Source organism: Methylomonas sp. 2BW1-5-20 (assembly GCF_052474515.1).
In genome coordinates this window covers 3,424,899-3,450,575 of the sequence record NZ_CP184127.1, presented here as the reverse complement: position 1 = coordinate 3,450,575, position 25,677 = coordinate 3,424,899, and the positions used below count along the sequence as shown (strand labels likewise).

Genomic DNA, 25,677 nt, shown 5'->3' with positions numbered 1-25,677 from the left:
AAAAGGGAAGGTGTTACAGCCTTCCCTTTTTTTATGGATGAAAAATAATGAAAACGCTCTATCCGGAAATCTCACCGTTCCATACATTCTATCTGGAAACCGGTAGCGACCATCGCGTGTATGTCGAGCAATCCGGTAATCCTGCCGGCATTCCGGCAATTTTTTTACACGGAGGACCGTGTTCCGGCACTAAGCCGGATCATCGCCGGTTTTTCGATCCCGAGCTATACCATATTATTTTGATGGATCAGCGCGGTTGCGGATTATCTCAGCCGTTTGGCGAATTGCAGGGTAATACAACTCAGGATTTGCTGGCGGATATCGAGCGGATCCGGCAGGCGCTGCGGGTTGAACGATGGTTGTTATTCGGCGGTTCTTGGGGTGGCACCTTGGCTTTGCTTTATGCGCAGCAGTACCCGGATCGCGTGTCGGCAATGATTTTGCGCGGCGTGTTTTTGGCGCGCCAAGCCGACATGGATTGGTTTTTGAATGGCGGTGTGAATAGGATTTACCCTGAGCGCTGGCAGATATTGCTGGATAATTTGCCTGATCTGCCGGACGCCAATGTGCTAGAGCGCTTGGTGGAGGCCGTATTCGGTGCCGACCAGGATGTAGCCAAACGGGCGGCGCAACAATGGCAAGCCTGGAGTGGTCAGGTGGCGTTGGGGAATGATTATGTGGAAAGTATGGAGTCCGTTAGCGAGCAAATGTTACGGCAAGTGAAAATGGAGTTGTCTTATGCGATCCACGACTATTTTGTTGCCGAAAACCAGATTCTGGAAAACTGTGCCGCGTTAAGGTCTATACCGACCGTCATCATTCACGGCCGAAACGATTTGACTTGCCCGTTGGAGGCGGGCTGGCGCCTGCATGGCGCTTTACCGCAGTCGCGGTATATTGTGTTGCCGAACGCTGGGCACATTGCGCGTGGCGAGGAAATGTTTGATGCCTTGGTGTCGGCAACAGATGAAATGGCTAAAATTCTGGCGTAAACGAAAATTATGATGGACAAAAAAAGGCTGGTCGTTGCCATGACTGGCGCCACCGGTGCCATTTACGGTGTGCGGATGTTACAGGTTTTGCAGGAGCGGGCAGAGTGGGAAACGCATTTGGTGATTTCCGCCGCGGGTTTGGTGAATCTGAAATACGAGTTGGATATGGATCGCGCGGCTTTGTATGCGTTGGCCGACGTTACGCACGGTATTAACGATATTGCTTCCTGTATTGCCAGTGGTTCGTATAAAACCGAGGGCGTGGTGATTGCGCCTTGCTCGATGAAAACTCTGGCGGCGGTGGCGCACGGTTTTGGTGACAATCTGATTTCGCGGGCGGCTGATGTGGCTTTGAAAGAGCGGCGTAAAACGGTACTGGTGCCGCGCGAAACGCCGCTAAATTTGGCGCATATTCGAAATATGGCCAGCGTCACGGAAATGGGCGGCATTATCTTTCCGCCGATGCCTGCGTTTTACAATAAGAGCGATTCGGTGCGGGCCATGGTCGATGAAGGCGTTGGGCGGATTCTGGATATGTTTGGCGTCGATGCGGCCGGGCTATACCGGTCATGGACGGGACTTGGCGAGTAAGATATCCGGCTATCCCGGCAAATAAAAAGGTTTTGGCGAGTAAATAGGCTCTCTTCAATTGACAGGGTGCCGCATTCTGATTTAGAGTTGCGCCACTCGCGAAAACTGCCCATCGATACAGGCTTGCGGCGCTCTCGATTTAAAGGCCGAAAAAGGGCTTTGTTTGAGGGGTGGGTCTTAAAAAACAATAACTGTAACTATAACAATCGGAGCACATTAGTATGGCAAGACCGTTAATTCAAATGGCGTTGGATTCACTGGATTTCAACCAAACCGTTGCATTGGCTGATCAAGTAGCGCCTTATGTTGACATTTTTGAAATTGGTACCCCTTGCATCAAATACAACGGTATCAATCTGGTTAAAGAACTGAGACAACGTTTCCCAGACAAACTGTTGTTGGTTGACTTGAAAACCATGGACGCTGGCGAATACGAAGCCGGTGCTTTCTACGCAGCTGGTGCGGACATCGTTACAGTGCTGGGCGTATCCGGTCTGGCTACTATCGCTGGTGTTATCAAAGCCGCGAAAAAACATGCCGCGGAAACTCAAATCGACTTGATCAACGTCGAAGACAAAGCTTATATCGCTAAAGAATCAGTGAAATTGGGTGCGCAAATCGTCGGTATTCACACCGGTCTGGATGCGCAAGCAGCTGGTCAAACTCCATTTTCCGACTTGAACGACATCGCGCGTCTGGGTCTGAACGTCCGCATCTCGGTTGCTGGCGGTATTAAACAAGCCACTGTGCAACAAGTGGTTGAAGCTGGCGCAAATATCATTGTGGTTGGTGCTGCTATCTACGGCGCGCCATCACCTGCTGAATCAGCCCGCGAAATTCGCGAATTGGTTGACGCTGCCGCTGCATAAGCCAGCTTTGGCAATACCTATTTATTAGGAAATATTAAGGACGGGTGGTTAGCGCCACTCGTCCTTTCGTTCGTTATAACCCCCAGTTTTTAACGGGCGCGGCCGATAGTGAGCCGGCTCGTACAATTAAGAGATTACAAAGGAGAACCAAACATGCCTTCGCGTCGAGACTTAGCGAACGCCATCCGCGCACTTAGCATGGACGCGGTACAGAAAGCCAACTCAGGGCACCCGGGTGCGCCGATGGGTATGGCCGACATAGCCGAAGTATTGTGGAACGATTTTCTGCAACACAACCCCGGCAACCCCAAATGGCCGAACCGCGACCGCTTCATCCTGTCCAACGGTCATGGCTCCATGCTGATTTATTCCTTGCTGCATTTGGCCGGCTACAACCTGCCGATCGAAGAACTGAAACAGTTCCGCCAACTGCACTCGCAAACCCCGGGTCATCCTGAATACGGCTATACCGAAGGTGTCGAAACCACCACCGGTCCCTTGGGACAAGGCATTACCAATGCCGTGGGTTTTGCCTTGGCGGAACGCACCCTGGCCGGCCAATTCAACCGTCCCGGTCACGACATCGTCGACCACCACACCTACGTGTTCCTGGGCGACGGTTGCTTGATGGAAGGTATTTCCCACGAAGCCTGCTCATTGGCCGGCTCCATGAAACTGGGCAAACTGATCGCCTTCTACGACGACAACAACATCTCCATCGATGGTGAAGTGCGTGGACACGGCAACGTGCATGGCTGGTTCCTGGACAACACCCCGCAACGTTTCGAAGCCTACGGCTGGCACGTCATTCCTAAGGTTGACGGTCACGACGCCGACGCCGTCAAAGTCGCCATCGAAGCCGCGAAAAAAGTCACCGACAAACCGACCATCATCTGCTGCCAAACCACCATCGGTTTCGGTTCGCCGAACAAACAAGGCAAAGAAGAATGCCACGGTGCCGCCCTGGGTGAAGCCGAGGTGGCTGCCACGCGCGAAAACCTAGGCTGGCCGCATGCGCCGTTCGAAATCCCTGCCGATATCAAAGCCGGATGGGATGCCAACGCCAAAGGTGCCCAACTGGAAAGCGCCTGGAACGCCAAATTTGCCGCCTACAAAGCTGCGCACCCTGAACTCGCTGCCGAATTCGAGCGCCGAGTCATCAAAAATGAACTGCCTGCCGACTGGGCCGAAAAATCCAACGCCTTCGTCGCGGCGGTCAACGAAAAAGGCGAAACCATCGCCAGCCGCAAAGCCTCACAAAACACCCTGAACGGTTTTGGCCCCTTGTTGCCCGAACTGTTGGGCGGCTCTGCCGACCTGGCCGGCTCCAACCTGACTTTGTGGTCCGGTTGCAAAGACGTCAACCAGCCCGGCTTCGACGGCAACTACGTCTACTACGGTGTGCGCGAATTCGGTATGTCCGCCATCATGAACGGCATTACCTTGCACGGCGGATTCAAACCCTACGGCGCGACCTTCCTGATGTTCAGCGAATACGCCCGTAACGCCCTGCGCATGGCCGCGTTGATGAAAATTCCGACCATCTTCGTCTACACCCATGACTCTATCGGCCTGGGCGAAGACGGCCCGACCCATCAACCCGTCGAACAAACCGCCACCCTGCGCATGATCCCCAACATGCACGTCTGGCGTCCGGCCGATGCGGTGGAATCTGCGGTCAGCTGGAAAGCCGCCATCGAACGTCAAGACGGCCCTAGCACCCTGATCTTCTCGCGTCAAAACCTGCCGCACACTGCGCGGACCCAGGCCCAAATTGACGCGATCAGCAAAGGTGGCTACATCCTGACAGACAGCGATGGTGCCCCGGAAGCGATCATCATTGCCACCGGTTCCGAAGTCGAATTGGCACTGAAAGCCGCCGACGCGTTAACGGCAAAAGGCAAAAAAATCCGCGTGGTGTCCTTGCCATCGACCAACGTCTTCGAAGCGCAAGATCAAGCGTACAAAGACAGCGTATTGCCGCCTAGCGTGACCAAACGCGTGGTAGTAGAAGCGGGTGTGACCGACAGCTGGTGGAAATATGCCGGCAGCGCGGGTAGAGTCGTAGGATTGGACCGTTTCGGCGAATCGGCCCCGGCAGGTCAGCTCTTCAAAGAGTTCGGCTTTACCGTGGACAATGTCGTCGCTAATGTGGAAGCTGTGCTTTAATAAGCGCTGCGAAATAGGCCTCGGCCGGTAATTTGTCCGGCTGAGGTCGTCATTTAATCAATAGAATAGGGCGGAAAAGATTATGAACACGCAATTGGTTAAGGGCTTTTGGTTTGGATTGGGATTGATGGTGTCGGCAATTGCTGGCGCTCAAGACTATCCTGCGGCGGATTTTCAACCTAAGGTTCTCTACAGGGATCCGTCAATTGTAACGGCCGCTCCTACAGCTGCGACGGCTGCTAGCGCCAGCAACGCAAGCGTTCCTTGTGCGTCAAAACAAGAGTCTGCCGAGGTTGATGCAAAGTACCCCGCAGCTAGCTTTCAACCCAAGGTGCTATTTAGCGCTGCGGGTTCGTAGTACTTTTAAGGCGTTATCGCTAATTTGACGGACTAGTCGTTAAGACACATAACAATTATTACATTCAGGAGTATTCTCAAATGACAACTAGCAGTTTGATGAATAGCTTATTCGGCTTTTTATTCGACAAACCAGCAGATAGCGCGAGTCGGGCAGAAGCTTATTTACGCGTGGATAGCGAAAGCGATCAATTAACAGGTGTTGCTCGTTATTTACAAAAACTTGAGCCACCAAAGCCGGAGCTGGACGACAACGGTAATCCCTTAACTGGCGTGGCGAAATATCTGGCTTTGCAAGCGCAATTGGAAAAAGCCAAGCAAGCGGTTGAAGAAGCGGTCGTCGTTGAGCCGGTTGTCGAAGAAGTTTTGGCTGAAGAGATTATCGAGGAAATCATACAGGAAGAGGCGCCTGAGATCAATCTGGGTCCGGTTCCGACTGGGGTCGATAAATATTTGACTCAGCAGCAGGCAAATCCGGTCACACGGGTTGCCAAGTATTTAATTAAGCAGTCGATTTTATCCAAGGAAGCGCCCGTAACCGGCGTTTCTAAGTACGTTACCAAAAACGACCGCGAAGAGCATGTCGTGACGAATGTCGCCAAATACGTCATTAGGCAAAACCTGCAGGCAGGGGCTGTACCTACGGTAACCGGTGTCGCCAAATATGTGCTGAAACAAGACGTATTGGCGAAAGAGGCGCCGGTGGCGACTGGCGTCAGTAAATATGTAAGCAGGCAAACATGGTTGGCGAAAGATGCACCGGTTGCTACGGGGGTTGCCAAGTATCTCGCACAGCAAGAGCGGGTATTGAAAGAACAGGCTCCGCTGACAGGCGTCGCTAAATTTTTAGCGGAACAAGCCGCGGCGGAAAGAAAAGCCGCCGCAGCTGCGTTAGTTGCCCGATATGTCGAAGCAGAAATCAAATCGCAGCAGGAAAAAGCGGAGGCGAAGTTGAGTCAAGAGCAGAATATTCAGCAAGAGTTGGTCGATGAAGTGATATTTGAGGGTTCGGCGGTAGAGCGGTATCTTGCTAGACAAGCAGCGTCTGCTCAACAAGCACCAAAACCTACCGGTGTTGCCAAATATCTTGCCAGACAACTGCAGTTGCAAAGTCAGGCCGAGCCATTGACTGGCGTTGCGCGTTATATTGCCAAGCAGGCAATATTGGCAAGACAGCTGCCGCCGGCTACCGGGGTAAGTAAATATCTGGCAAAGCAGATTTTGGTGCAAAAACCGGCTGTCGAGCTGAGCTCCGTTAGTCGATACCTTACCAAGCATGAGTTACAGGACAAAGATGGTAAAGAATTGACTGGTGTTGCCAAGTACGTGTCCAAGCAGGATACCTTAGCTAAGGATGCACCCGGTGTTTCCGGTGTGGCGCGTTACATGGCGAAGCAGGCGTTGCAATCCAAGGACGTTGTGGTTGCCAGAACCACGGGCGTTGAGAAATACTTACGCAAACAAGCTTAAGTTTGAATTGAAAAGCCGGCATCTCTGCATGGAGATGCCGGCTTTTTTATATCTGTTGGATTTTGGTTGAGTTGAATTGCATTTACGAGGAAAGCCGTGTTTACCCGCCATGGTTTTATACGATGTAACTGAAACTGTATTATCATGAGTCATCGTTACTATGTTTCGCAGGGATTTAAATGTCTCGACTGTTTATATTTAGCCTGTTACTGCTTCTGCCGACTTTTGGGTTTGCCGTAGAGCCTTTGTCAAATGAGCCTGCTGCGGTTCCCGAGCCGCCGGATTTGCCCCCCCAAGTGCAATCCGGGGAAGAAATGGAACCGGATATCACCATTATCCGCAAAGGCAAGGACACCATTCAGGAGTTTCGCCGTAACGGTAAGCTGTATATGGTTAAGATCCAGCCGCAGGTGGGGCCGGCTTACTATATGCTGGATACGAATGGTGACGAACAGATGGATGTGAAAAAGAACGACTTGGACGAGAACACCAATATCAATAAATGGACTTTGTTCGAGTGGGATTTTAACTAAGTCCATCCCATACTTGAATACGAGAGCTGTAATCTATTTTGTATCGGTTTGGTAATGCCGAATGTCGTTTATTCGGATACTTTTAGCAGCCAGCCGCCATCTGCGTCGCATTTGCTGACTTTGGCCTTGGCTTTTACTGAAATTCTGACAAACGTGTTTTTCAAGCCCTCCGGCAACTTGCCTTTGACTAAATAGAAGGTGTCTTTGTCTTCTATTTGGACTTCAATTGGTTCTTGCTTGATGTTGACGTGAATGTGGCCGGGACCGTTGCTGCCTGAGACCGCGAACGAAAATTCGGCTCCGGGTTTAACTGTTGCTAGATGCTCGGGATGGTAGCGGGTAATTTTAGCGTTCAGGCAACTACCGTCATCATTTCCCCCGGCACTTCCTCCCCCATGTCCGCCATGGCTAGGTGTAGATTGAGACCAAGCCTGGTTGCAAAAGCTTGTGATGATTAACGCGGCGAAAAAAAGACGGGGGCGCACAACTTGTCTCCAAATGTTCTTATTTTTTGAATGCAGCGATTATATGTTCTAAGCCTTAAACTTTGAAGCATAAGCGATAAATGCCATAGGCGGTTATTGATTTGATGTTTTGCCGGGTTTTGATTACATTGAGTCGATGCTGTATTGCGCGAAGTACAATTAACTACAATAAAAAAGGGGGAGAAGGTATGTTGTTTCTGGCTAAATTGTGTGGCATCTTGACCTTGGTCTGGTTTTACTTGACGGCAAAAAATAACGGAGGCCCGTTAATCAATTGGTCGGTCATTGGCTTGATCGGTTATTGGTTGACTTGGTGGTTATCCAAAATGTTAATCGTGGTGCCGTTGGCGGGTATGGTTACCAAGCATTCGACGACAGAGTTTTTGCTGACTCAGTTGCCGGTTTTCGTGGCGTTGGCGGCGTGCTATGTGATCAGGAAAAAATTGATTGCCAGTCTGCCGACAGCTGAAAAATAAAGATGACCAAAAATGCACTGATTACCGGCGCGGCAAGGCGGATCGGTGCAGCTTGCGCGCGGGTTCTGCATCGCGCCGGTTATGACCTTGTATTGCATTATAAAAACTCGGAAGCGGATGCTTTGCACTTATCCGACGAATTGAACGCTATTCGGGAAAATTCGGTTTTTCTGGTAAAAGCCGATTTATCCCAGCAAGGCGAAGTTCAGCAATTGGCCGAAAAGGTTGCGGCTAGAGCGGATGGCGTCGACTTATTGGTGAATAATGCATCCTGGTTTCATTCGGTACCGTTCGGGCAGGTCAAAGAGCTGGATTGGGACTTGGCGATGAGCAGTAACCTGAAGGCGCCATTTTTTTTGTCACAGGCACTGTGGCCGGCGTTGAAAAGTAAGTGCGGCTGTATAGTGAATATTGTCGACATACATGCCGAAACCGGTTTGCCGGGCTATCCCGCCTACAGTATAGCCAAGGCGGGTTTGGTGGCGCTGACGCGTTGTTTAGCCAAGGAAATGGCGCCCGAAGTTCGGGTGAACGCTGTGGCGCCGGGTGCGATTTTATGGCCGGAGCTAGGTATTGCCGTTCAGGAGCAAGCAGAGATATTGCAAAGAGTGGCGTTGCAGCGTTGCGGCGAAGCGAGTGATATCGCGGCGGCGGTGAGGTTTTTAGCGGATGACGCGGCTTATACTACCGGGCAGGTATTGAACGTCGATGGCGGGCGGACGCTATTTCGGTGAGGTTTTATGTTTTGTAGGTTTACCGAGTTTTATTTGCTGTAAATTGTGCTTGTCGAATTTTTGCCATAGATTCCCGTAACTGAGTTTGCAGATTGGGTGAAGCAGGTTGGAGGCTATTTCCGCCAGAGGTTCCAAGACGAAGGCATAGCGCTCTATCTCGTCGCGGGGGATTTGCAGGCGACCTTCGCTGATAATTTGGTCCCCGTATAAAATTAAATCCAGATCCAGTGTTCTTGCCGAAAATTTTTGGCTCTCCCGGCTGCGGCCGTGGTCTAGTTCGATTTGCTTTAACAATTTGGCGACTTCTTTCGCCGACAATTCCGACTCGAATTGCACGACCAAGTTGTGGAAGCTATCGCCGACAAAACCTACCGGCTCGGTTTCGTAAATGCTGGAAACGACCAGCTCTCCAAAAAGCTCGCGCAGCGCTGTCAGGCTGGAAGGAATGTGAATTTCCTTGTCTATGTTGCTGCCAATGCTAATAAATCCAATAGGCATGTCTATCTTTCGCCGCGTTCGATGATGATGCCGACGTCTTGAGCCCGGCTAATGGCGCCCTTTTTATTGAGTGTGATCTTGACCCAGGGAATTGCAAATTCACTGCGCAAGATTCGGGCGATTTCTTCGATCAATTTTTCCACTAAATAAAACTCGCTCCGTTCGACAAAGTCGACGACGCGATCGGACACGGCTTTATAGTCTAGCGTATGCGCGATATCGTCGCTGGCGGCGGCTTTTTTGATGTCGAAACCCATTTCTATATCCAAGATGATTTTTTGCTTGATCTTCCTTTCCCAGTCGTAAATACCGATCACGGTATCGATTTCAAGGCCGCCTAAAAAGATGATGTCCATCGTTGCTTTCCGGTTATTATATTTCTGAGAAGCGGCAGTATCGAGTAAATGACGCCGCCGTACAAGTATTGACGAGAGGTTGTTTAAATGATGGATTGGTTGTTGGTGCCCGTGGCGTATTTAACCGGCTCGGTGTCGAGTGCGATTATTGTTTGTAAAACGATGGGCTTGGCCGATCCACGGGAAAACGGTTCCGGCAATCCGGGGGCTACTAATGTGATGCGTATCGGCGGTAAAAAGGCGGCGGCTATTACTTTGATGGGCGACGCGTTAAAAGGATTGTTGCCGGTGTTGCTGGCGAAAATCTTAGGTGCCGATAGTCTGGTGTTGTCCTTGGTGGTGTTTGCGGCATTCCTGGGGCACTTGTATCCGATTTTTTTTGGCTTTAAAGGCGGCAAGGGTGTGGCGACCTCGTTGGGCGTGACGCTGGGCGTGGACTGGCTTTTGGGTCTGGCAGTTTCCGGTACCTGGCTGCTGATCTATAAAATAGGCAAAATTTCTTCGTTAGCGGCTTTGGTTGCGGCTGCCTTGACGCCTTTGTATGTTTGGTTGATTGTTGGCGATATGAATCTGATAGTAACCTTTGCCGTTATTTCCGTCATTTTACTGTGGCGACATAAAAGCAATATTCAGCGTTTGCTCGCAGGGCAAGAGTCCTAGTGTTTTAAAGGCCGGCTAGGTGGTTCATTGGCCAACGCGGCCTCGCAAAAATTTCCAAGTTTTGACTTTGTCCGGCAAGTAAACGTTGGCAGCCGGCATAGGCGATCATTGCGCCGTTATCGGTGCAGAATTCCGGTCTAGGGAAGTATATTTCCGCATTCTCCTTGGTGGCCATTTGCTGTAATTGCCGGCGAATTTCCCGGTTTGCGCTGACGCCGCCGGCGACCACCAAGGTTTCCATTCCGGTTTGCCGCAGCGCTCGTTTGCACTTGATGCTCAGCGTTTCCGCCATGGCTTGCTGAAAGGCGAAGGCGATATCGGCTTTGTCTTTGGCCGATTGGTCGGTGGCGTGGAGCGCGTTCATCGTGAAGGTTTTTAGGCCGCTAAAGCTGAAGTCCAGTCCGGGGCGGTCGGTCATTGGGCGCGGAAATTTGAACCGGTTACTGCCGCCGCTTGCAAATTCGGCTAATTTGGGGCCGCCGGGGTAGTCTAGGCCCAGCATTTTGGCGGTTTTGTCGAATGCTTCGCCGGCGGCGTCGTCTAGTGATTCGCCTAGTAAGTGATACTTGCCTATCGCCCTCACTTCAATGAGCATGGTATGGCCGCCGGAAATTAACAGTGCGATGAATGGGAATGGTGGTGGATTATCTTCGAGCATGGGGGCGAGTAAATGGCCTTCCATGTGGTGCACGGCAACGGCGGGTATTTTCCAGCTCCAGGCCAGGCTTCTGGCGGTGGCTGCGCCGACGAGCAGAGATCCCATTAATCCGGGGCCGGCCGTGTAGGCAATGCCGCCGATTTCGCCAGCTTGCAATTTTGCATCGTTCAGCACGGTTTTGATAAGCGGAACCAGTTTGCGAATGTGATCGCGCGACGCTAATTCAGGAACGACGCCGCCGTACTCGGCATGGGTCGCAACCTGACTGTACAGAGTATGGGCAATCAAGCCCCTGCTTGCATGGTAAACGGCGACAGCTGTTTCATCGCAAGAGCTTTCTATGCCTAAAACATACATTAGTTTTTGAATAAAAGAATTTTATGGGTATAATCGGCCGTTTTCGGTGGGCTTGCTTCGCCGATAGCGTCACAAGATACTAACATAAATCGGATTATTGATAATGCCATCAGTTAAAGTTAAAGAGAACGAACATTTTGACATCGCGATTCGTCGCTTTAAACGTGCTTGCGAAAAAGCCGGTGTATTGGCTGAAGTGCGTCGCCGCGAGTTTTATGAGAAGCCAACAACCGAGCGTAAACGTAAAGGTGCTGCTGCGGTAAAACGTCATCTGAAAAAATTGGCTCGTGAGCGTTATGCGTTGAAAAACTTGCGTCGCGGTCGCCCACAAATTTAAGGCTGATAATGGATGCGTTAAAAAAGCGTATCACGGACGATATGAAGGCCGCTATGAAGAGCGGCGAAAAGGCTAGGCTCGGTGTCATTCGGATGATTTTGGCGGCTATCAAGCAGGTTGAAGTCGATGAGCGTATCGAGTTGAGCGATGAGCGGGTTATTGTTGTGCTCGATAAGATGCTCAAGCAGCGCCGCGAGTCGATCAAGCAATTCCGCGATGCCGGTCGCAACGACTTGGCGGAAATCGAGGAGGCCGAAGTGTTGGTTATTCAGGATTTTCTGCCTCAACCTCTTAGCGATGCCGAAATAGACAGTATGGTTGCCGATGCAATAGCTGAAGCGGGCGCTACATCGGTTAAAGATATGGGCGGCGTGATGGCTTTGCTGAAGCCGCAGATGCAAGGTAGGGCTGATATGGCGAATGTCAGTGCGAGAATCAAGGCCTGTTTTATCGCTTAATATCTTGTCGGTAATATGTCCGGCAGGATACCTCGTCAATTTATAGATGATCTGTTGGTGCGGATCGATATCGTCGATTTAATCGATTCGCGCGTTCCTCTTAAAAAGTCCGGCAGTAATTTTACGGCGCGATGCCCGTTTCATGCCGAAAAAACCCCCAGTTTTTCAGTCAATCGCGGTAAGCAGATCTATCATTGCTTCGGCTGCGGTGCCAGTGGTAACGCAATTGGCTTTTTGATGGAGTTTAATCACCTTGGCTTTGTCGAGGCGGTTGAAGATTTGGCGGCCTTTGCGGGCGTCGATGTGCCTAGGGAGTTAGTCGATAACGAGCCGGGGTTACCGGATAAGAAGAATGTGTCGCATGTTTACGACGTGTTGGCCGGCGTTGCCGGATTTTACGCTGAGCAACTACGCGGTAATGCCGAAGGTCGGGTGGCTGTCGACTATCTGAAGGCTCGAGGCGTGAGCGGCGAGGTGGCGCGGGATTTTCTTCTTGGTTATGCGCCGAGCAAATGGGATGCATTAGTGGCGCGTTTCGGACAAGCGGATCTTGTTGAGGCCGGCATGTTGGTGGTTAAGGATGATGGCAAGGTTTACGATCGTTTTCGCGGGCGATTGATGTTTCCTATTCGAGACAGGCGTAAGCGCGTTATCGGCTTTGGGGGGCGGGTGCTGGATAGTTCCTTGCCTAAATACCTTAATTCTCCCGAAACCGTGGTTTTTTCTAAAAGCAAAGAGTTGTATGGAATTTATGAGCTTTTGGAACGCAACAGTAAGCCTGAACGGATATTGGTTGTTGAAGGGTACATGGATGTGATTGCATTGGCGCAGTTCGGTATCTTCAATGCGGTGGCTGCCTTGGGTACTGCAACTTCGAAAATGCAAATCGATTTATTATTTCGATTTACCTCAGAGTTGGTGTTTTGTTTCGATGGCGATAATGCTGGTCGGCAGGCGGCCTGGAAAGCAACGGAAGCGGCTTTGCCTTGTCTGCGAGATGGCAGGCAAATCAAGATTATGTTGTTGCCGCAGGGGCAGGATCCCGATTCTTTATTGCGGACGGAAAATTTATCCGCTTTTACGGAACGAATTCGTTCTGCGCAGGTCCTGTCAGATTACTTTTTTCAGAATATTGCGGGCCTGTCGGATTTGTCAACCGTCGAGGGGCGTTCCCAGTTATTGGCGGCCGCAAAGCCGGCGCTGGAGAAAGTGCCGGCTGGTTTTTTCCGGGAGATGATGTTTGCTAGGTTGCAGGAGCTAACGGCTACGCGTATTGCTGTGGATGTTGTCGAAAACCAGACTAGACTTAAGTCTAAGTTTGGTGTGGGTAAGGTAGCTCAATCTCCGCGAGTGAGTTTGGCGCGGAAGGTCATAGCCTTATTGTTGCAGCATCCGAATTTTGCCGGCTTGGTTGAGAAAGACGGTGTGGTGCTTGACGAATTGAGCTTTGCGGGGGTCGAGTTGTTAAGGGATGTTTTGCGGCGGATTGCTCTTGAAAAGCCGGAAAATAGCGCCATCTTGTTGGAATCTTATAGGGAGACGTCGCAGGAAAAAGCGATCAAGGCTTTGGCTGGTTTGGAGCTGGATGTGCCTGTCGGTGGGGAGGAGGCCGAGTTTTGCGGAGCATTGAAACAGCTTTGTAAACAAGCTAAGGAAGCTATGCTAAACGGCTTGATCGAGAAGGAAAGTCGAGAGGGCTTAGTGTTTGAAGAAAAAGAGATGTTGCGGAAGCTGCTAAGGGATAAGACCTAGGTGACCGCATTAATTTTTGCCGTTATAATTTCCTGTTCTGCGGCGCTTGGTGCTGAAAACGTATTGTGAGTAAAGAATGAATCAAGAACAACAGCAATCCCAACTGAAACAACTGATAGCAAAAGGTAAGGCGCAAGGTTATTTAACTTATGCGGAAGTGAACGACCATTTGCCTAGCGATATTATCGATCCGGAACAAATCGACGATATTATCGGTATGATCAACGATATGGGGATTCAGGTTTACGAAGTCGCTCCGGATGACGATGACTCGCTGATTACGTCGGACGCGGTCGTGACTGCGGATGACGATGAGGAAGTGGCTGAGGTTGCGGCATTGGCGTCTGTGGATAGCGAGTTCGGGCGTACAACCGATCCCGTACGGCTATATATGCGGGAAATGGGCTCCGTAGAGCTGTTGACGCGCGAGGAAGAATTAAAAATCGCAAAACGGATTGAAGAAGGGCAGCGGCAAGTGGTCGGTGCTATTGCTCGGTCCGGATTTATTGTCGAATCTTTTATCGAGGCCTTCGATTCTGTACAAGTTGAAGACTCCGGCGTCCGGCTTAACGATTTAGTGCTGGGTTTTGTAGATCTCACCGAAGTTGAGGATATAGACGTTAGCGGCATCGAGATTGAAGAGCCTGCTGATGATGCCGAAGAAGAAAGCAAAACTGTCGATTATGAAGAGGTAAAGCAAAAAGTCGATCTTCTCAGAAAGGCACTAAAAGCAGCGACGGCCTCCGTCAAAAAGAACGGTTACGGCCACGATAAGACCGAAAAATTGTTCGATGCGCTTGACGAAATATTTTGCGAATTTAAATGGACGCCGCAATATTTGAAAAAAATGGTCTCAGTCTCAGAAGAGTTGGTTGCGGCGATTCGAGAGGAAGAACGGTTCATACTGGATGTTTGCGTTAAAAAGGCAAAACTGCCGCGCAAAGAGTTTATCAATGCGTTTGCGGAGAACGAAGCCAATCTTGATTGGTTAAGCCAGTTCGTGGCGAGTCACCCCAATTTTGCGGAAGTGTTAAGTGTTCATCGCGAGCAGATTAAAGCCGCGCAAACGCGTTTGGCTGAACTTGAATCCCGTTATGGTTTGAGCATCGCTGTTCTGAAAGGTATTTGCCGAAATATTTCTTTAGGCGAAGCCAAGGCTAGACGAGCTAAAAAAGAAATGATCGAGGCTAATTTGCGGCTGGTCATTTCGATAGCTAAAAAATATACCAACCGCGGTTTGCAGTTTTTGGATTTGATTCAGGAAGGTAATATCGGCTTAATGAAGGCGGTCGATAAGTTTGAGTATCGGCGCGGCTATAAGTTTTCTACTTATGCCACTTGGTGGATTCGTCAGGCTATTACCCGTTCTATCGCCGATCAGGCCCGGACAATTCGTATTCCAGTGCATATGATCGAGACCATTAATAAGCTGAATCGCGTCTCCAGACAGATACTGCAAGAGTTGGGTCGCGAGGCAACGCCGGAAGAGTTGGCGGAGCGTATGGAAATGCCGGAAGATAAAATCCGCAAAGTGCTGAAGATTGCCAAAGAGCCGATTTCAATGGAAACACCGATCGGCGACGACGAAGATTCGCATTTAGGGGATTTTATCGAAGATTCCAAGATGCTATCGCCCGTCGAATCTGCTACAATCGCCGGCCTTCGCGAGTCTACTCAGAATGTATTAGCTGGTTTGACAGCTAGAGAGGCCAAGGTGCTCAGGATGCGTTTTGGTATCAACATGAATACCGACCATACGCTGGAAGAGGTTGGTAAACAGTTTGATGTGACCCGTGAGCGGATTCGTCAGATCGAAGCGAAAGCGCTACGGAAATTAAGACATCCGTCCAGATCAGAGCAGTTGAGATGTTTTCTTGACGGCGAGTAAAGCGTCTGCATTGTTCGTAGGCTAGATAATTAAGGGCCCTTAGCTCAGTTGGTTAGAGCTTCCGACTCATAATCGGCAGGTCGTAGGTTCAAGTCCTACAGGGCCCACCACAGATAACAGGCCGTTTGCGCGGCCTTTTTTTATACGCGCAAGTTTTAATTTTGGCGAGGGTGTAACCGTGAATAAAAACTACCTTTTTACCTCAGAGTCTGTTTCGGAAGGTCATCCGGACAAAGTCGCTGACCAAATTTCCGATGCTGTTGTTGATGCCTTATTGGCTCAAGACCCGCGTTCCAGGGTAGCCTGCGAAACCTTGGTCAAAACCGGTATGGTTGTTCTTGCTGGCGAGATTACCACCAACGCTTGGGTAGATACTGAAGAATTGGTTAGAAAGGTCGTTTGCGAAATCGGTTACGACAACGGTGAAATCGGCTTTGACGGCAACAGCTGTGCGGTATTGAATGCCATCGGTAAACAGTCGGCGGATATCGCGATGGGTGTCGATGAGTCCGAAAACCACGAACAAGGCGCGGGCGATCAAGGTTTAATGTTTGGATACGCCAGTAATGAAACCGATGTATTAATGCCTGCCCCGATTACCTACGCGCATCGCTTGGTTGAGAGACAAGCGGAAGTGCGTAAGAACAAGACCTTGACTTGGTTACGTCCAGACGCCAAAAGCCAGGTGACTTTCCGTTACGAAAACAACAAGCCGGTCGCCATCGACGCGGTAGTTTTGTCTACCCAACATTCTCCGGAAATAGGCGGCAAACAGCTGGAAGAAGCGGTAATGGATGAAATCATCCTGCCGATTCTGCCGAAAGAATGGTTGCATAAAGACACTAAATATTTTATCAACCCTACCGGCCAGTTTATCATCGGTGGACCAGTCGGCGACTGCGGCCTTACCGGTCGGAAAATTATCGTCGATACCTACGGTGGCATGGCACGTCACGGCGGGGGCGCGTTTTCCGGAAAAGATCCGTCAAAAGTGGATAGATCAGCTGCTTACATGGGACGTTATGTGGCAAAGAATATTGTAGCCGCAGGGTTGGCTGAGCGTTGCGAGATCCAGGTTTCTTATGCCATCGGCGTCGCGGAACCGACTTCCATCAGTATCGAAACTTTCGGTACCGGCAAAATCGATGAAGAACGCTTGGTGCAAATCGTGCGCGAGCATTTTGATTTGAGACCAAAAGGTTTGATTGCGCAATTGGATTTGTTAAAACCGATTTACCGTCCCACTGCGTCTTATGGTCATTTCGGTCGCAACGAAGCTAGCTTCAGCTGGGAAAAAACCGACAAAGCCGAGGCATTGAAAGATGCGGCCGGCATTTAATCAGGATCAGGAAAACATTATGAGCCAAGCCGATTACAAAGTTGCCGATCTCGCCCTGGCGGATTGGGGTCGCAAGGAAATCAATATTGCCGAAACCGAAATGCCGGGTCTTATGGCGTTGCGTGCAGAGTATGGCGCGCAGCAGCCTTTGAAAGGTGCTCGTATCGCCGGTTGTCTGCATATGACTATCCAAACGGCGGTATTGATCGAGACTCTGACCGCGTTGGGGGCGGAAGTTCGCTGGTCGTCTTGCAATATCTTCTCGACCCAGGATCACGCCGCCGCCGCTATAGCTGCTGCCGGGGTTCCCGTTTTTGCCTGGAAGGGCGAGACGGAAGAAGAAGCCGAGTGGTGTATTGAGCAAACCATTCTGGGACCGGACAGTTGGCGTCCAAACATGATTCTGGATGACGGCGGTGACCTCACCAACATGATGCACGACAAGTTCCCTGAGCTGATGACGGATGTGAAAGGTCTTTCCGAAGAAACCACCACGGGTGTGTTGCGCTTGAGTGAACGTGTCGCCAAAGGCTCATTGAAAGTACCTGCCTTTAACGTCAACGACTCCGTCACTAAATCCAAATTCGACAACCTGTACGGTTGCCGCGAATCGCTAGTAGACGGCATAAAACGTGCAACCGACGTCATGGTGGCCGGCAAAATCGCAGTGGTCTGCGGTTATGGCGATGTCGGTAAAGGTTGCGCGCAATCGCTACGTGGATTGGGTGCCACGGTTCTGATTACCGAAATTGATCCGATCTGTGCATTGCAAGCGGCGATGGAGGGCTATCGGGTCGTGACGATGGATGAAGCGGCGGCTATTGCCAATATTTTCGTGACAGCTACCGGCAACGTCGGCGTCATTACTCACGATCACATGAAAGCGATGCGCGATCAGGCTATCGTTTGCAATATCGGCCATTTCGATTCGGAAATCGACATTGCTTCCTTGCGGCATTACACCTGGGAAAACATTAAACCGCAGGTCGATCATGTGATCTTCCCCGACGGTAAACGCATCATCGTATTGGCGGAAGGTCGTTTGGTCAACTTGGGCTGTGCCACTGGTCACCCGAGTTTTGTGATGTCCAATTCCTTCTGTAACCAAGTATTAGCACAAATCGAGCTTTGGACTAATGCGGACAGCTACGAGAACAAGCTTTACGTGCTGCCTAAGAAACTCGACGAAAAGGTTGCGCGTTCGCATCTGGCGCAGATTGGCGTGAAACTGACACAGTTAACTGCCGAGCAGGCGGCATACATTAACGTGCCGGTGGAAGGACCGTATAAACCGGACCATTATCGTTACTAAAGTTCGATCAATCCGACAAAAGGGGCGCAAGCCCCTTTTTTGTGCAAGCCATGAACAATCAATTTATCGTTCAACGTGATTTAGCTGTGCTTTGGCATCCCTGCAGTCAGATGAAGGACTATGGTCCGGGGGCGGCTGAGCGGGATATGCTGCCGTTAATTCCGATCAAGTCCGGGCAAGGCGTCTGGTTGGAAGATTTCGACGGCAATCGTTATCTGGATGCGATCAGTTCTTGGTGGGTGAATCTGTTCGGCCATGCTAATCCCATTATCAATCAAGCGCTTAGGGATCAGCTTGATACCCTTGAACACGTCATTCTTGGTGGCTTTACCCATGAGGCCGCGCTGATGCTGGCAGAAAAGTTGGTGGAAATCACCCCTTCCGGGTTGGATAAATGCTTTTACGCGGATAACGGGTCCTCGGCCGTCGAAATTGCGCTAAAAATGAGTTTTCACTATTGGCGTAATCTCGGGCAAACGCAAAAAACCAAATTTATCACACTGGAAAACAGCTACCACGGTGAAACGCTCGGCGCATTGGCGGTTGGCAATGTTGCGCTATACAAGGAAACCTATGCGCCCTTACTGATGGATGTCATAACGGTTCCCGGGCCGGATTGTTTCTATAGGGAGAGTGGGGAAAGTTGGGAAGCCTATTCGACCCGCCGCTTTTCCGAGATGGAGCAAACCTTGGTGCAATTTGCCGACGAAGTTTGCGCCGTGATTGTCGAGCCGTTGGTGCAATGTGCCGGCAGTATGCGTATGTATCATCCGATATATTTGAAACTGCTGCGGGAAGCTTGCGATAAATACCATGTGCACTTAATCGCCGACGAAATTGCGGTTGGCTTTGGCCGCACCGGCAGCCTGTTCGCATGCGAACAGGCTGCCATTAGTCCGGATTTTATGTGTTTGTCCAAAGGCCTGACCGGCGGTTATTTACCGTTGTCGGCGGTGTTGACTAGCAATAGGGTCTATCAGGCGTTTTATGACGACTACCAAAATCTCACCGCATTTTTGCATTCGCACAGCTATACCGGCAACGCTCTGGGTTGCCGGGCCGCTTTAGCGACACTTGGGATATTTCAGCAGCAAGATGTCATAGCCCGTAATCGGCAATTGGCTGCAGCGATGGCTAAAGCGGTGGAGCGTTTTAAAGATCATCCCAATGTTGCGGAAGTTAGGCAAACCGGCATGATTGTCGCGGTTGAACTGGTTAAAAATAAGCAGACCCGAGAAGTTTACCCGTGGCAGCAGCGGCGCGGATTGACAGTTTATCGCTATGCTTTGAGCCGGGGGGTGCTGTTGCGGCCATTGGGGAATGTCATTTATTTCATGCCGCCTTATGTTATCAACGAGCAGGAGATACAGCTGATGGCCGACGTTGCCTGGCATGGCATCCAACTAGCGGTGCAAGATTGATGCGCGTTTCTCGATTGTATGTCGCGGGAGCGTTAAATGTTGGTGGCCGCGTCGAATTGGTTGGCGATGCAGCCCATTATGTGCGTAGCGTCCTGCGCTTGAAGCAGGAACAAAGTATCATGTTATTTAACGGCCGTGGCGGTGAATATTTGGGGCGTTTTAGCGAGGTCAGTCGCAAGATCGTTCGGGTCGAAATCGAGCAGTTTGTCGATCGTGACGTCGAATCCCCGCTGGCGATCCGGCTGGGTTTGGGCATTTCTCGCGGCGACCGGATGGACTGGGCGGTACAAAAAGCGGTGGAATTAGGCGTTACGCAATTGACGCCGTTGGTAACCGAGCGTTGCGTGATTAAATTCAACGACGATAAAAAGCTGCAACGCCTACAGCATTGGCAACATATCGTGCAGCACGCTACAGAACAATCCGGGCGGACTGTGTGCCCGATGCTAGGCGAGGTTGCTGATTTAGCTGATTGGGCCGGTGCTCAACAGGGCTTGCGTGTGTTTCTCGATCCTTATGCCGAACTATCACTCGCCGACCTAGAACCGGAAAATTCCTGCGTTACCTTGCTTTCCGGGCCTGAAGGCGGCTTTAGCGAGCAAGAACGGATAATCGCGAAGGCCGCAGGGTTCGTGCCCGTGCGAATGGGGGCGCGGATTTTGCGTACCGAGACTGCGGTATTGTCGGCGTTGACCGCCGTGCAAACCTTGTGGGGGGATTTTCGCTGATGCGCTGGCTAGTTTATGCCTTGTCGCCGTTGGCTATATTGCTAGTGACGGCCTTTCTTGCCAGTGTGCTGGGCTACGGCTTGTTGCGGATTAGTGGCGATATTTTGCCGTTGGCAAAAGTCATCAGCAAAATTACGCTGATTCTGTTGCTACTTAGCATTTTGCCGTTGAAGAAATATCTGCAATTCAGTTGGGCCGATTTAGGGGGCGCACCGAAACAGGTTTTTTTCAAACAGGTCGCTCAAGGATTGGCGTTGGCTTTGTTGACATTGCTACCGGTGTTGTTGACATTGTATTGGCTTGATGTTCACGTTTGGGACGATACCCGAAACTGGACGCCTGGTAAAATAGCGGAAAAAGTCGGGTTAGGTTTGTTTTTTGCGATGCTGATTGCCTTGGGTGAAGAACTGTTGTTTCGTGGCCTATTATTGGGTGGGTTACGTCGAAAAATGTCTGTCATTGCTGCCGTAACAATCAGTGCTATCTACTATGCCGCGCTGCATTTCCTGAAAAGTAAATCGCAAATCCCTTACGCCGATTTAACGCCCGGTAGCGGTTTGGCCTTAATGGCCGAAGCTTTTGCCAACTGGTTTAACCCGGCTATACGCAGCGCGGCGCTGGCTTTATTTGTGGTTGGGGTGTTTTTGGCGGTCCTCAGGGCTTGGATGCCGCAAAGTCTGGGCTTATGCATCGGTTGTCATGCCGGCTGGGTATGGCAAATTAAGGTGAGCAGGGATTTGTTCAACGTCAACTTACAGGCCGATTCCTTGTTTTTGGTCAACACCTACTACGACGGTGTGGTTGGCCCTTTGGTTAGTGGCTGGTTGCTGCTGGCTTTAATAGTTTGCTGCTGGTGGGCCAAGCGGCGGAAGATGGTTTGCAGCTGTGCTTAAGTGCCAGCTTGAAAAAACGATTGCCAGATACCAATGTGATTTGCAATATTTCTTCATCAATTCAAGTGCATCTTAAGGGGACATAATTATGCGCAGAGTTAGACTAATTCCTTCCATTTCACTCTTGGCGTTAATGATGGCGGGTTGCGCCAGCGAACCGGCTGCACCCACAAAGCCGGCGGCGGAGAAAATCCTGTCGGGCGAGCAAATGTTGCGGGATAGCCAGGGTATCGCCCAATTAGGTAGTCGTTGGCAAGAAGGCAAGCAAATGGTCGAGCGCGGTCAAACGATGCAGCGCGAGGGACAGATAAAAATCGACGAGGGCCGAAATCTGGTCGAAGAAGGCCAAAAAATTATGCGGGAGAGCGAAGAAGGCTATAAAAATATCAAACAGTAAACTTTAATATGGAAGCCCGATAACTGGCGTTTTCGGCGATTTCAATGTCTTAGCCTGCTCCAGGTCGGATTGCGCGAGACGACTACGCAGTTGTATCTTCGTGGATTTTGCCGCAGTGTCGTACTAGGGTTAAGACAGGTCTGGATTTTTTGAAGTTGGCGTTATAGATTTCCATGCATTCGAGCTGTGTGTTGCAACATAAGGCACACAGCGATGTATTTTGCAAAAACTGCAACTCGTCCGGCGGAATTTCATCCCCGCATCTTGAGCAATAGCTTAACTGCGTTGCCATTGGTTCCATGTTTCCCCCTCTTTGTCGTATTAATCGTTGCCGAGGATAAACGTAATATTCGCTGCCTTCTGTTGGGGTATCGTCATTTTCCGACTCTTTGTCCTTAGGGCAATGTGATAAAGTCCAAAGTTCCTGGATTAACAGTCGTAATCCGGCGTTAAGCGGTAGCCGGGGTGACAGATTGCAAAATAGCAAAAGGCCTAAGGGGATTATCCGAGTAGTGTTGATTCCGTAGCAAGCTTTTTTCGCGGGCGAGTACTAAAATCACGGAATGGGCTTGTCCAAACGTTGTCGAGGGGTTATGCGTCAGAGTAAGCTGCTATGACAGGCAAGATGACACAAGTGGGTTGCATCGAGGCTGCCCAGGGCCCGGTGGTCGACGTGCGATGCGATTATCTGCCGCCGATCGGTCAGGCGCTTGATGTTGTGAACGGTGCAGGCCGTTATGTGTTGGTAGTCTTTCAGCATCTGGAGCCGACGCTGATTCGGGCGATTGCCTTGCACTCTGTCTCGGGGCTCTATCGCGGCATGCCGGTGTTCGATCGTGGCGACGCATTGAACGTGCCGGTCGACCTCAGTTGTCTGGGGCGGATGTTGAATGTCTTCGGCGACCCGCTCGACGGCGGCCAGCCGTTACCGAATGCCGTTTTCCGCAACATTCTCTCTGCTCCGCCGTTACTATCCGATACCCTGCCTGCTTCGCAAATTCTGGAAACCGGGATCAAAGTCATCGACCTGCTTTGTCCGTTCGTGAGGGGCGGTAAAACCGGCTTGTTCGGCGGTGCCGGCGTCGGCAAAACGGTGCTGATGATGGAGTTCATGCATGCGGTTAGCGTGACGATGCAAGGTGTGTCGGTTTACGCCGGGGTCGGTGAACGCATGCGCGAAGGGCACGAACTCTGGCATGAAATGGCGGATGCCGGCGTGTTGCCCAAGGCGCTGTTGATTTACGGACAAATGGACGAGTCACCCGGCGTGCGCTTTCATGTCGGCTACACCGCGTTGGCTTACGCCGAATATCTGCGCGATACGTTGGACACCGAAGTGTTGTTTTTGATGGATAACATTTTCCGTTTCGTCCAGGCTGGAAGTGAAATCTCCGGTCTTTTGGGCCGGATGCCGGCCACGGTCGGCTATCAGCCGACTTTGCTGACCGAAGTCGCGTCGTTGGAAGAGCGCATCGTCTCTACCAAGTCCGGTTCCATCACTTCGGTACAGGCGGTCTATGTGCCGGCAGACGATATGTCCGATCCGGCGGTAGCGACCATACTCGGGCATCTGGACAGCGTGGTAATCTTGTCGCGCCAACAGGCGGCCAAAGGGATTTATCCCGCGATCGATCCCTTACGCTCCGGCAGCCGAATCATGGATCACCATATCCTCGGCGACCGGCATTATCAGGTGGCGCGCGCGGTGCGCGAGCATCTGTCGCGTTATAGGGACTTGGAAGACATTATCGCCATGCTGGGTATCGAAGAGTTATCGCAGGAAGACCGCCGCATCGTCGAACGGGCGCGGCGTTTGCAACGCTATCTGACCCAGCCGTTTACCACCGTTGCCGACCACACCGGCATGCCCGGAGTACGGGTGCCGTTGGCGCAGACTATTGCCGACTGCGAGGCTTTTATGAATGGCAAATACGATCAACTCAGCGAAGCCGATTGCTATATGAAAGGCGCCATGCCCATATGAACAGTTTTACGCTGACGCTATTGGACAGTCGTGGAGCGGAGTGTTTCGATACCGTTACCCAGTTCATCGGCGCCGATGCTGACGGCAGTTTTGGGATCTTGGCGGGGCATGTGTACAGCGTAGCCCTGCTTCGGTATGGTTTGGCGCGTTTCTGCGATCAGGCCGGTATGTGGCATTATCTGGCTGTCCCGGGCGGTGTGTTGCGTTTTGCCGGTAACCAACTTACCGTCACTACGGTACGCTACTTTCTTGGCGACGACCGCGATGCCATCTGCGAACGGCTGGCCGCTGACATGGCTCAGGCCGATTCCGAGGTGCATACCGCGCGTGCCAGTTTATCCGAAATCGAACGTTCGCTGGTAAGGCGCCTCGCCGAGCTTAGCAACCGCGGATCAACGGGGATTTAGCCATGAGCTTTCGCAATAAATTGATCGAGCACACCCGCCGGGATGTGCGGCGCTTGGAAGATAAAACCCGCCGTCCGGCGACGTGGGTGGGTATGCTGTTTTACGGCGGTACTCTGGGGCTGTTGTTTGTGGTGCCTATCGTCGCCGGGGCTTATTTGGGACGCTGGTTAGACACTTTGGTGGCCGGTTATTCGGTGCGCTGGACAGTCAGTTTGATCGTGTTGGGCATTGTCGTCGGCGGCTACAACGTTTTTCGATTTTTGCAGGAAAAAAACTAAATTTTTTCGGATTTATTCCTCACGAAAATTCGAAATGAGCGCTATTATTTATTGAAAATACACGAGGATTATTTTTGCCTCCTCGGTTAGGCCAACTATTCGTCGATCAACGTTGTACCCAATAAACAGACCAAAATGAAACGACTCCTGCTGCGTTTACCTTTTCCCTTAATAGCCTTGGTGTTATTGAATGCCTGTAGTAGCAGTTCGCCGGTAAAGCGAGAGAAAATTGCCTCGGTTAGACCGAATATTGTTCAGCAACGACCGGCTTATCAAACTCAACCCGCGCCCTACAAACCGGTGTTTTACTCCGGGACTTTCCCGAAGCCGGCGGAACTTGAGCCGGCTGTCGAGTTTTGGCGAAAAACCTATGGCGTGTGGCAACGTTCCGAAGTTGCTTTTCATGATGATCGATATCTGGATGTGGTCTATGAGGTGATGACCTTGCCGGGCTATGTAGCGGAAGGTCTAACGCCAGAGCAAAAAGAAATGGTCAGCCAACGGCGCGAATACTGGAAAGCGCAACTGGCGGGATTGGAAAGCAAGTTGCGTTATGGGGCGGCACTGAATGCCAACGACAAGCAATTGATTGCCAAGCTTGAGAGCAACGGCCGATCATTAAATAGCGTGCTGCCCGGGGTTAGCGACCGCGTACGTTCGCAACGCGGCACGCGCGAGCGCTTTAAACGCGGTTTGGAAATCAGTGGTCGCTACGATTTGCAATTTAGAAAAACTTTCCGCGATGCCGGGTTGCCGGAAGACTTGGCTTATCTGCCTCACGTGGAGTCCTCATTTCAACCATCAGCCAAATCATCGGCAGGTGCGGTCGGCATGTGGCAATTTACCAAGGCTGCCGCGAAAACCTTCATGCCCGGCGGTGATCGCATCGATCAACGTTACGATCCTTTCGTGTCGGCCAACGGCGCTGCCCGTTACCTGAGTTACGCTTACGGCAAGTTGGGAGACTGGCCGGCGGCAGTGACGTCGTACAATCACGGTATTGGCGGAATGAAGCGCGCTCAAAATCAGGTAGGCAGCGACTTTGTGCGTATAGTGGATAGCTACGACGGCCCCGCATTCGGTTTTGCCTCCCGAAATTACTACGCGCAATTTTTAGCAGCCCGCGAGATTGCGTCAAACCCGGAGCAATTTTTTCGGGAGGGCATTCGCTACGAAAGCCCGTTGGCTCCCGGACAATATCTGGCAGTCGAATAAGGCCGGTCTCGCGTTTGTTTTGTCCGTTTGGGACGCGTTTAGGGGCCGTGAAGGCCTTTGCAA

At 51.2% G+C, this 25,677-nt stretch carries 28 protein-coding genes and 1 tRNA gene; 25 read left to right on the top strand and 4 right to left on the bottom strand.

The annotated features are described in order from the left end of the window. Nucleotides 1-47: 47 nt before the first annotated feature. The 7 genes from pip (at nucleotide 48) to ACH50O_RS15955 (ending at nucleotide 6,981) form a co-directional block, all read left to right on the top strand. Nucleotides 48-992 carry a prolyl aminopeptidase gene (pip, locus tag ACH50O_RS15985; protein WP_446808757.1) on the top strand — a complete coding sequence of 315 codons (945 nt, stop codon included), beginning with the start codon at nucleotides 48-50 and terminating at the stop codon, nucleotides 990-992. 9 nt (nucleotides 993-1,001) lie between these two features. Next, a complete protein-coding gene (locus ACH50O_RS15980; protein ID WP_446808756.1) occupies nucleotides 1,002-1,583 on the top strand; it encodes a UbiX family flavin prenyltransferase in 582 nt (193 codons plus the stop codon). A 221-nt stretch (nucleotides 1,584-1,804) separates the two neighbouring features. Continuing rightward, nucleotides 1,805-2,452 carry a 3-hexulose-6-phosphate synthase gene (hxlA, locus tag ACH50O_RS15975; RefSeq protein WP_446808755.1) on the top strand — a complete coding sequence of 216 codons (648 nt, stop codon included), beginning with the start codon at nucleotides 1,805-1,807 and terminating at the stop codon, nucleotides 2,450-2,452. Nucleotides 2,453-2,605: 153 nt separating this feature from the next. Further along, on the top strand, nucleotides 2,606-4,621 hold the full coding sequence (gene tkt, locus ACH50O_RS15970; RefSeq protein ID WP_446808754.1) for a transketolase: 2,016 nt from the start codon (nucleotides 2,606-2,608) through the stop codon (nucleotides 4,619-4,621). 82 nt (nucleotides 4,622-4,703) lie between these two features. Then, a complete protein-coding gene (locus ACH50O_RS15965) occupies nucleotides 4,704-4,979 on the top strand; it encodes a hypothetical protein (protein ID WP_446808753.1) in 276 nt (91 codons plus the stop codon). Nucleotides 4,980-5,059: 80 nt separating this feature from the next. Further along, nucleotides 5,060-6,448: a hypothetical protein gene (locus ACH50O_RS15960; protein WP_446808752.1), complete on the top strand. Its 1,389-nt coding sequence runs from the start codon at nucleotides 5,060-5,062 to the stop codon at nucleotides 6,446-6,448. Between the two features lie 179 nt (nucleotides 6,449-6,627). Continuing rightward, on the top strand, nucleotides 6,628-6,981 hold the full coding sequence (locus ACH50O_RS15955; protein ID WP_446808751.1) for a DUF2782 domain-containing protein: 354 nt from the start codon (nucleotides 6,628-6,630) through the stop codon (nucleotides 6,979-6,981). 68 nt (nucleotides 6,982-7,049) lie between these two features. Here the strand turns inward: ACH50O_RS15955 and ACH50O_RS15950 are convergent, their stop codons facing one another. Further along, nucleotides 7,050-7,466 carry a hypothetical protein gene (locus tag ACH50O_RS15950; protein WP_446808750.1) on the bottom strand — a complete coding sequence of 139 codons (417 nt, stop codon included), beginning with the start codon at nucleotides 7,464-7,466 and terminating at the stop codon, nucleotides 7,050-7,052. A 188-nt stretch (nucleotides 7,467-7,654) separates the two neighbouring features. Here ACH50O_RS15950 and ACH50O_RS15945 point away from each other — a divergent pair, with 188 nt between their 5' ends. Together ACH50O_RS15945 and ACH50O_RS15940 are read left to right on the top strand one after the other, a co-directional pair. Beyond that, the gene (locus ACH50O_RS15945; protein ID WP_446808749.1) at nucleotides 7,655-7,942 is read left to right on the top strand and encodes a hypothetical protein; all 288 of its coding nucleotides are present in this window, start codon (nucleotides 7,655-7,657) and stop codon (nucleotides 7,940-7,942) included. 2 nt (nucleotides 7,943-7,944) lie between these two features. After that, nucleotides 7,945-8,676 (top strand): pteridine reductase, encoded by a 732-nt coding sequence (locus tag ACH50O_RS15940; RefSeq protein WP_446808748.1) that lies wholly within the window; start codon nucleotides 7,945-7,947, stop codon nucleotides 8,674-8,676. Here ACH50O_RS15940 and folK read toward each other — a convergent pair. Both folK and folB read right to left on the bottom strand, forming a co-directional pair. Continuing rightward, nucleotides 8,665-9,174 (bottom strand): 2-amino-4-hydroxy-6-hydroxymethyldihydropteridine diphosphokinase, encoded by a 510-nt coding sequence (gene folK / locus ACH50O_RS15935; protein WP_446808747.1) that lies wholly within the window; start codon nucleotides 9,172-9,174, stop codon nucleotides 8,665-8,667. The two genes, ACH50O_RS15940 and folK, sit on opposite strands and share 12 nt — an antisense overlap. 2 nt (nucleotides 9,175-9,176) lie before the next feature. Further along, nucleotides 9,177-9,530, bottom strand: coding sequence for a dihydroneopterin aldolase (gene folB / locus ACH50O_RS15930; protein ID WP_446808746.1), 354 nt, complete (start codon nucleotides 9,528-9,530; stop codon nucleotides 9,177-9,179). Between the two features lie 87 nt (nucleotides 9,531-9,617). Here folB and plsY point away from each other — a divergent pair, with 87 nt between their 5' ends. Further along, on the top strand, nucleotides 9,618-10,190 hold the full coding sequence (gene plsY, locus ACH50O_RS15925; protein ID WP_446808745.1) for a glycerol-3-phosphate 1-O-acyltransferase PlsY: 573 nt from the start codon (nucleotides 9,618-9,620) through the stop codon (nucleotides 10,188-10,190). 4 nt (nucleotides 10,191-10,194) lie between these two features. On the opposite strand, the gene tsaD is transcribed toward plsY, so the two are convergent. Continuing rightward, nucleotides 10,195-11,205, bottom strand: coding sequence for a tRNA (adenosine(37)-N6)-threonylcarbamoyltransferase complex transferase subunit TsaD (gene tsaD, locus ACH50O_RS15920; protein ID WP_446808744.1), 1,011 nt, complete (start codon nucleotides 11,203-11,205; stop codon nucleotides 10,195-10,197). Between the two features lie 103 nt (nucleotides 11,206-11,308). Between tsaD and rpsU the strand changes: the two genes are divergently transcribed. The 15 genes from rpsU (at nucleotide 11,309) to ACH50O_RS15845 (ending at nucleotide 25,614) form a co-directional block, all read left to right on the top strand. Further along, nucleotides 11,309-11,542, top strand: a complete 234-nt coding sequence (gene rpsU, locus ACH50O_RS15915; RefSeq protein ID WP_020483611.1) for a 30S ribosomal protein S21 — start codon at nucleotides 11,309-11,311, stop codon at nucleotides 11,540-11,542. An 8-nt stretch (nucleotides 11,543-11,550) separates the two neighbouring features. Further along, complete coding sequence (locus ACH50O_RS15910) at nucleotides 11,551-12,000, top strand: GatB/YqeY domain-containing protein (RefSeq protein ID WP_446808743.1); 450 nt, start codon at nucleotides 11,551-11,553, stop codon at nucleotides 11,998-12,000. A gap of 15 nt (nucleotides 12,001-12,015) precedes the next feature. Continuing rightward, the gene (gene dnaG / locus ACH50O_RS15905; RefSeq protein ID WP_446808742.1) at nucleotides 12,016-13,752 is read left to right on the top strand and encodes a DNA primase; all 1,737 of its coding nucleotides are present in this window, start codon (nucleotides 12,016-12,018) and stop codon (nucleotides 13,750-13,752) included. A gap of 76 nt (nucleotides 13,753-13,828) precedes the next feature. Next, on the top strand, nucleotides 13,829-15,640 hold the full coding sequence (rpoD, locus tag ACH50O_RS15900) for an RNA polymerase sigma factor RpoD (RefSeq protein WP_446808741.1): 1,812 nt from the start codon (nucleotides 13,829-13,831) through the stop codon (nucleotides 15,638-15,640). Nucleotides 15,641-15,673: 33 nt separating this feature from the next. After that, nucleotides 15,674-15,750, top strand: a tRNA-Ile gene (locus tag ACH50O_RS15895). A 68-nt stretch (nucleotides 15,751-15,818) separates the two neighbouring features. Then, nucleotides 15,819-16,979, top strand: a complete 1,161-nt coding sequence (metK, locus tag ACH50O_RS15890; protein WP_446808740.1) for a methionine adenosyltransferase — start codon at nucleotides 15,819-15,821, stop codon at nucleotides 16,977-16,979. Nucleotides 16,980-16,998: 19 nt separating this feature from the next. Further along, nucleotides 16,999-18,291, top strand: a complete 1,293-nt coding sequence (ahcY, locus tag ACH50O_RS15885; RefSeq protein WP_446808739.1) for an adenosylhomocysteinase — start codon at nucleotides 16,999-17,001, stop codon at nucleotides 18,289-18,291. Nucleotides 18,292-18,341: 50 nt separating this feature from the next. Next, nucleotides 18,342-19,712: an adenosylmethionine--8-amino-7-oxononanoate transaminase gene (locus tag ACH50O_RS15880; RefSeq protein WP_446808738.1), complete on the top strand. Its 1,371-nt coding sequence runs from the start codon at nucleotides 18,342-18,344 to the stop codon at nucleotides 19,710-19,712. Continuing rightward, entirely contained in the window at nucleotides 19,712-20,440 is a 729-nt protein-coding gene (locus ACH50O_RS15875) for a 16S rRNA (uracil(1498)-N(3))-methyltransferase (protein WP_446808737.1), read from the top strand. The genes ACH50O_RS15880 and ACH50O_RS15875 overlap by 1 nt, the downstream gene beginning before the upstream one ends. Further along, nucleotides 20,440-21,333 (top strand): CPBP family glutamic-type intramembrane protease, encoded by an 894-nt coding sequence (locus ACH50O_RS15870; RefSeq protein WP_446808736.1) that lies wholly within the window; start codon nucleotides 20,440-20,442, stop codon nucleotides 21,331-21,333. Before ACH50O_RS15875 ends, ACH50O_RS15870 begins: the two co-directional genes overlap by 1 nt. 88 nt (nucleotides 21,334-21,421) lie before the next feature. After that, nucleotides 21,422-21,730: a hypothetical protein gene (locus ACH50O_RS15865; protein WP_446808735.1), complete on the top strand. Its 309-nt coding sequence runs from the start codon at nucleotides 21,422-21,424 to the stop codon at nucleotides 21,728-21,730. A 613-nt stretch (nucleotides 21,731-22,343) separates the two neighbouring features. Further along, the gene (gene atpD, locus ACH50O_RS15860) at nucleotides 22,344-23,714 is read left to right on the top strand and encodes a F0F1 ATP synthase subunit beta (protein ID WP_446808734.1); all 1,371 of its coding nucleotides are present in this window, start codon (nucleotides 22,344-22,346) and stop codon (nucleotides 23,712-23,714) included. Further along, nucleotides 23,711-24,121: a F0F1 ATP synthase subunit epsilon gene (locus ACH50O_RS15855; protein WP_446808733.1), complete on the top strand. Its 411-nt coding sequence runs from the start codon at nucleotides 23,711-23,713 to the stop codon at nucleotides 24,119-24,121. The genes atpD and ACH50O_RS15855 overlap by 4 nt, the downstream gene beginning before the upstream one ends. A gap of 2 nt (nucleotides 24,122-24,123) precedes the next feature. Further along, a complete protein-coding gene (locus ACH50O_RS15850) occupies nucleotides 24,124-24,399 on the top strand; it encodes an AtpZ/AtpI family protein (protein ID WP_446808732.1) in 276 nt (91 codons plus the stop codon). A gap of 135 nt (nucleotides 24,400-24,534) precedes the next feature. Then, a complete protein-coding gene (locus ACH50O_RS15845; RefSeq protein WP_446808731.1) occupies nucleotides 24,535-25,614 on the top strand; it encodes a lytic transglycosylase domain-containing protein in 1,080 nt (359 codons plus the stop codon). Nucleotides 25,615-25,677: the final 63 nt, after the last annotated feature.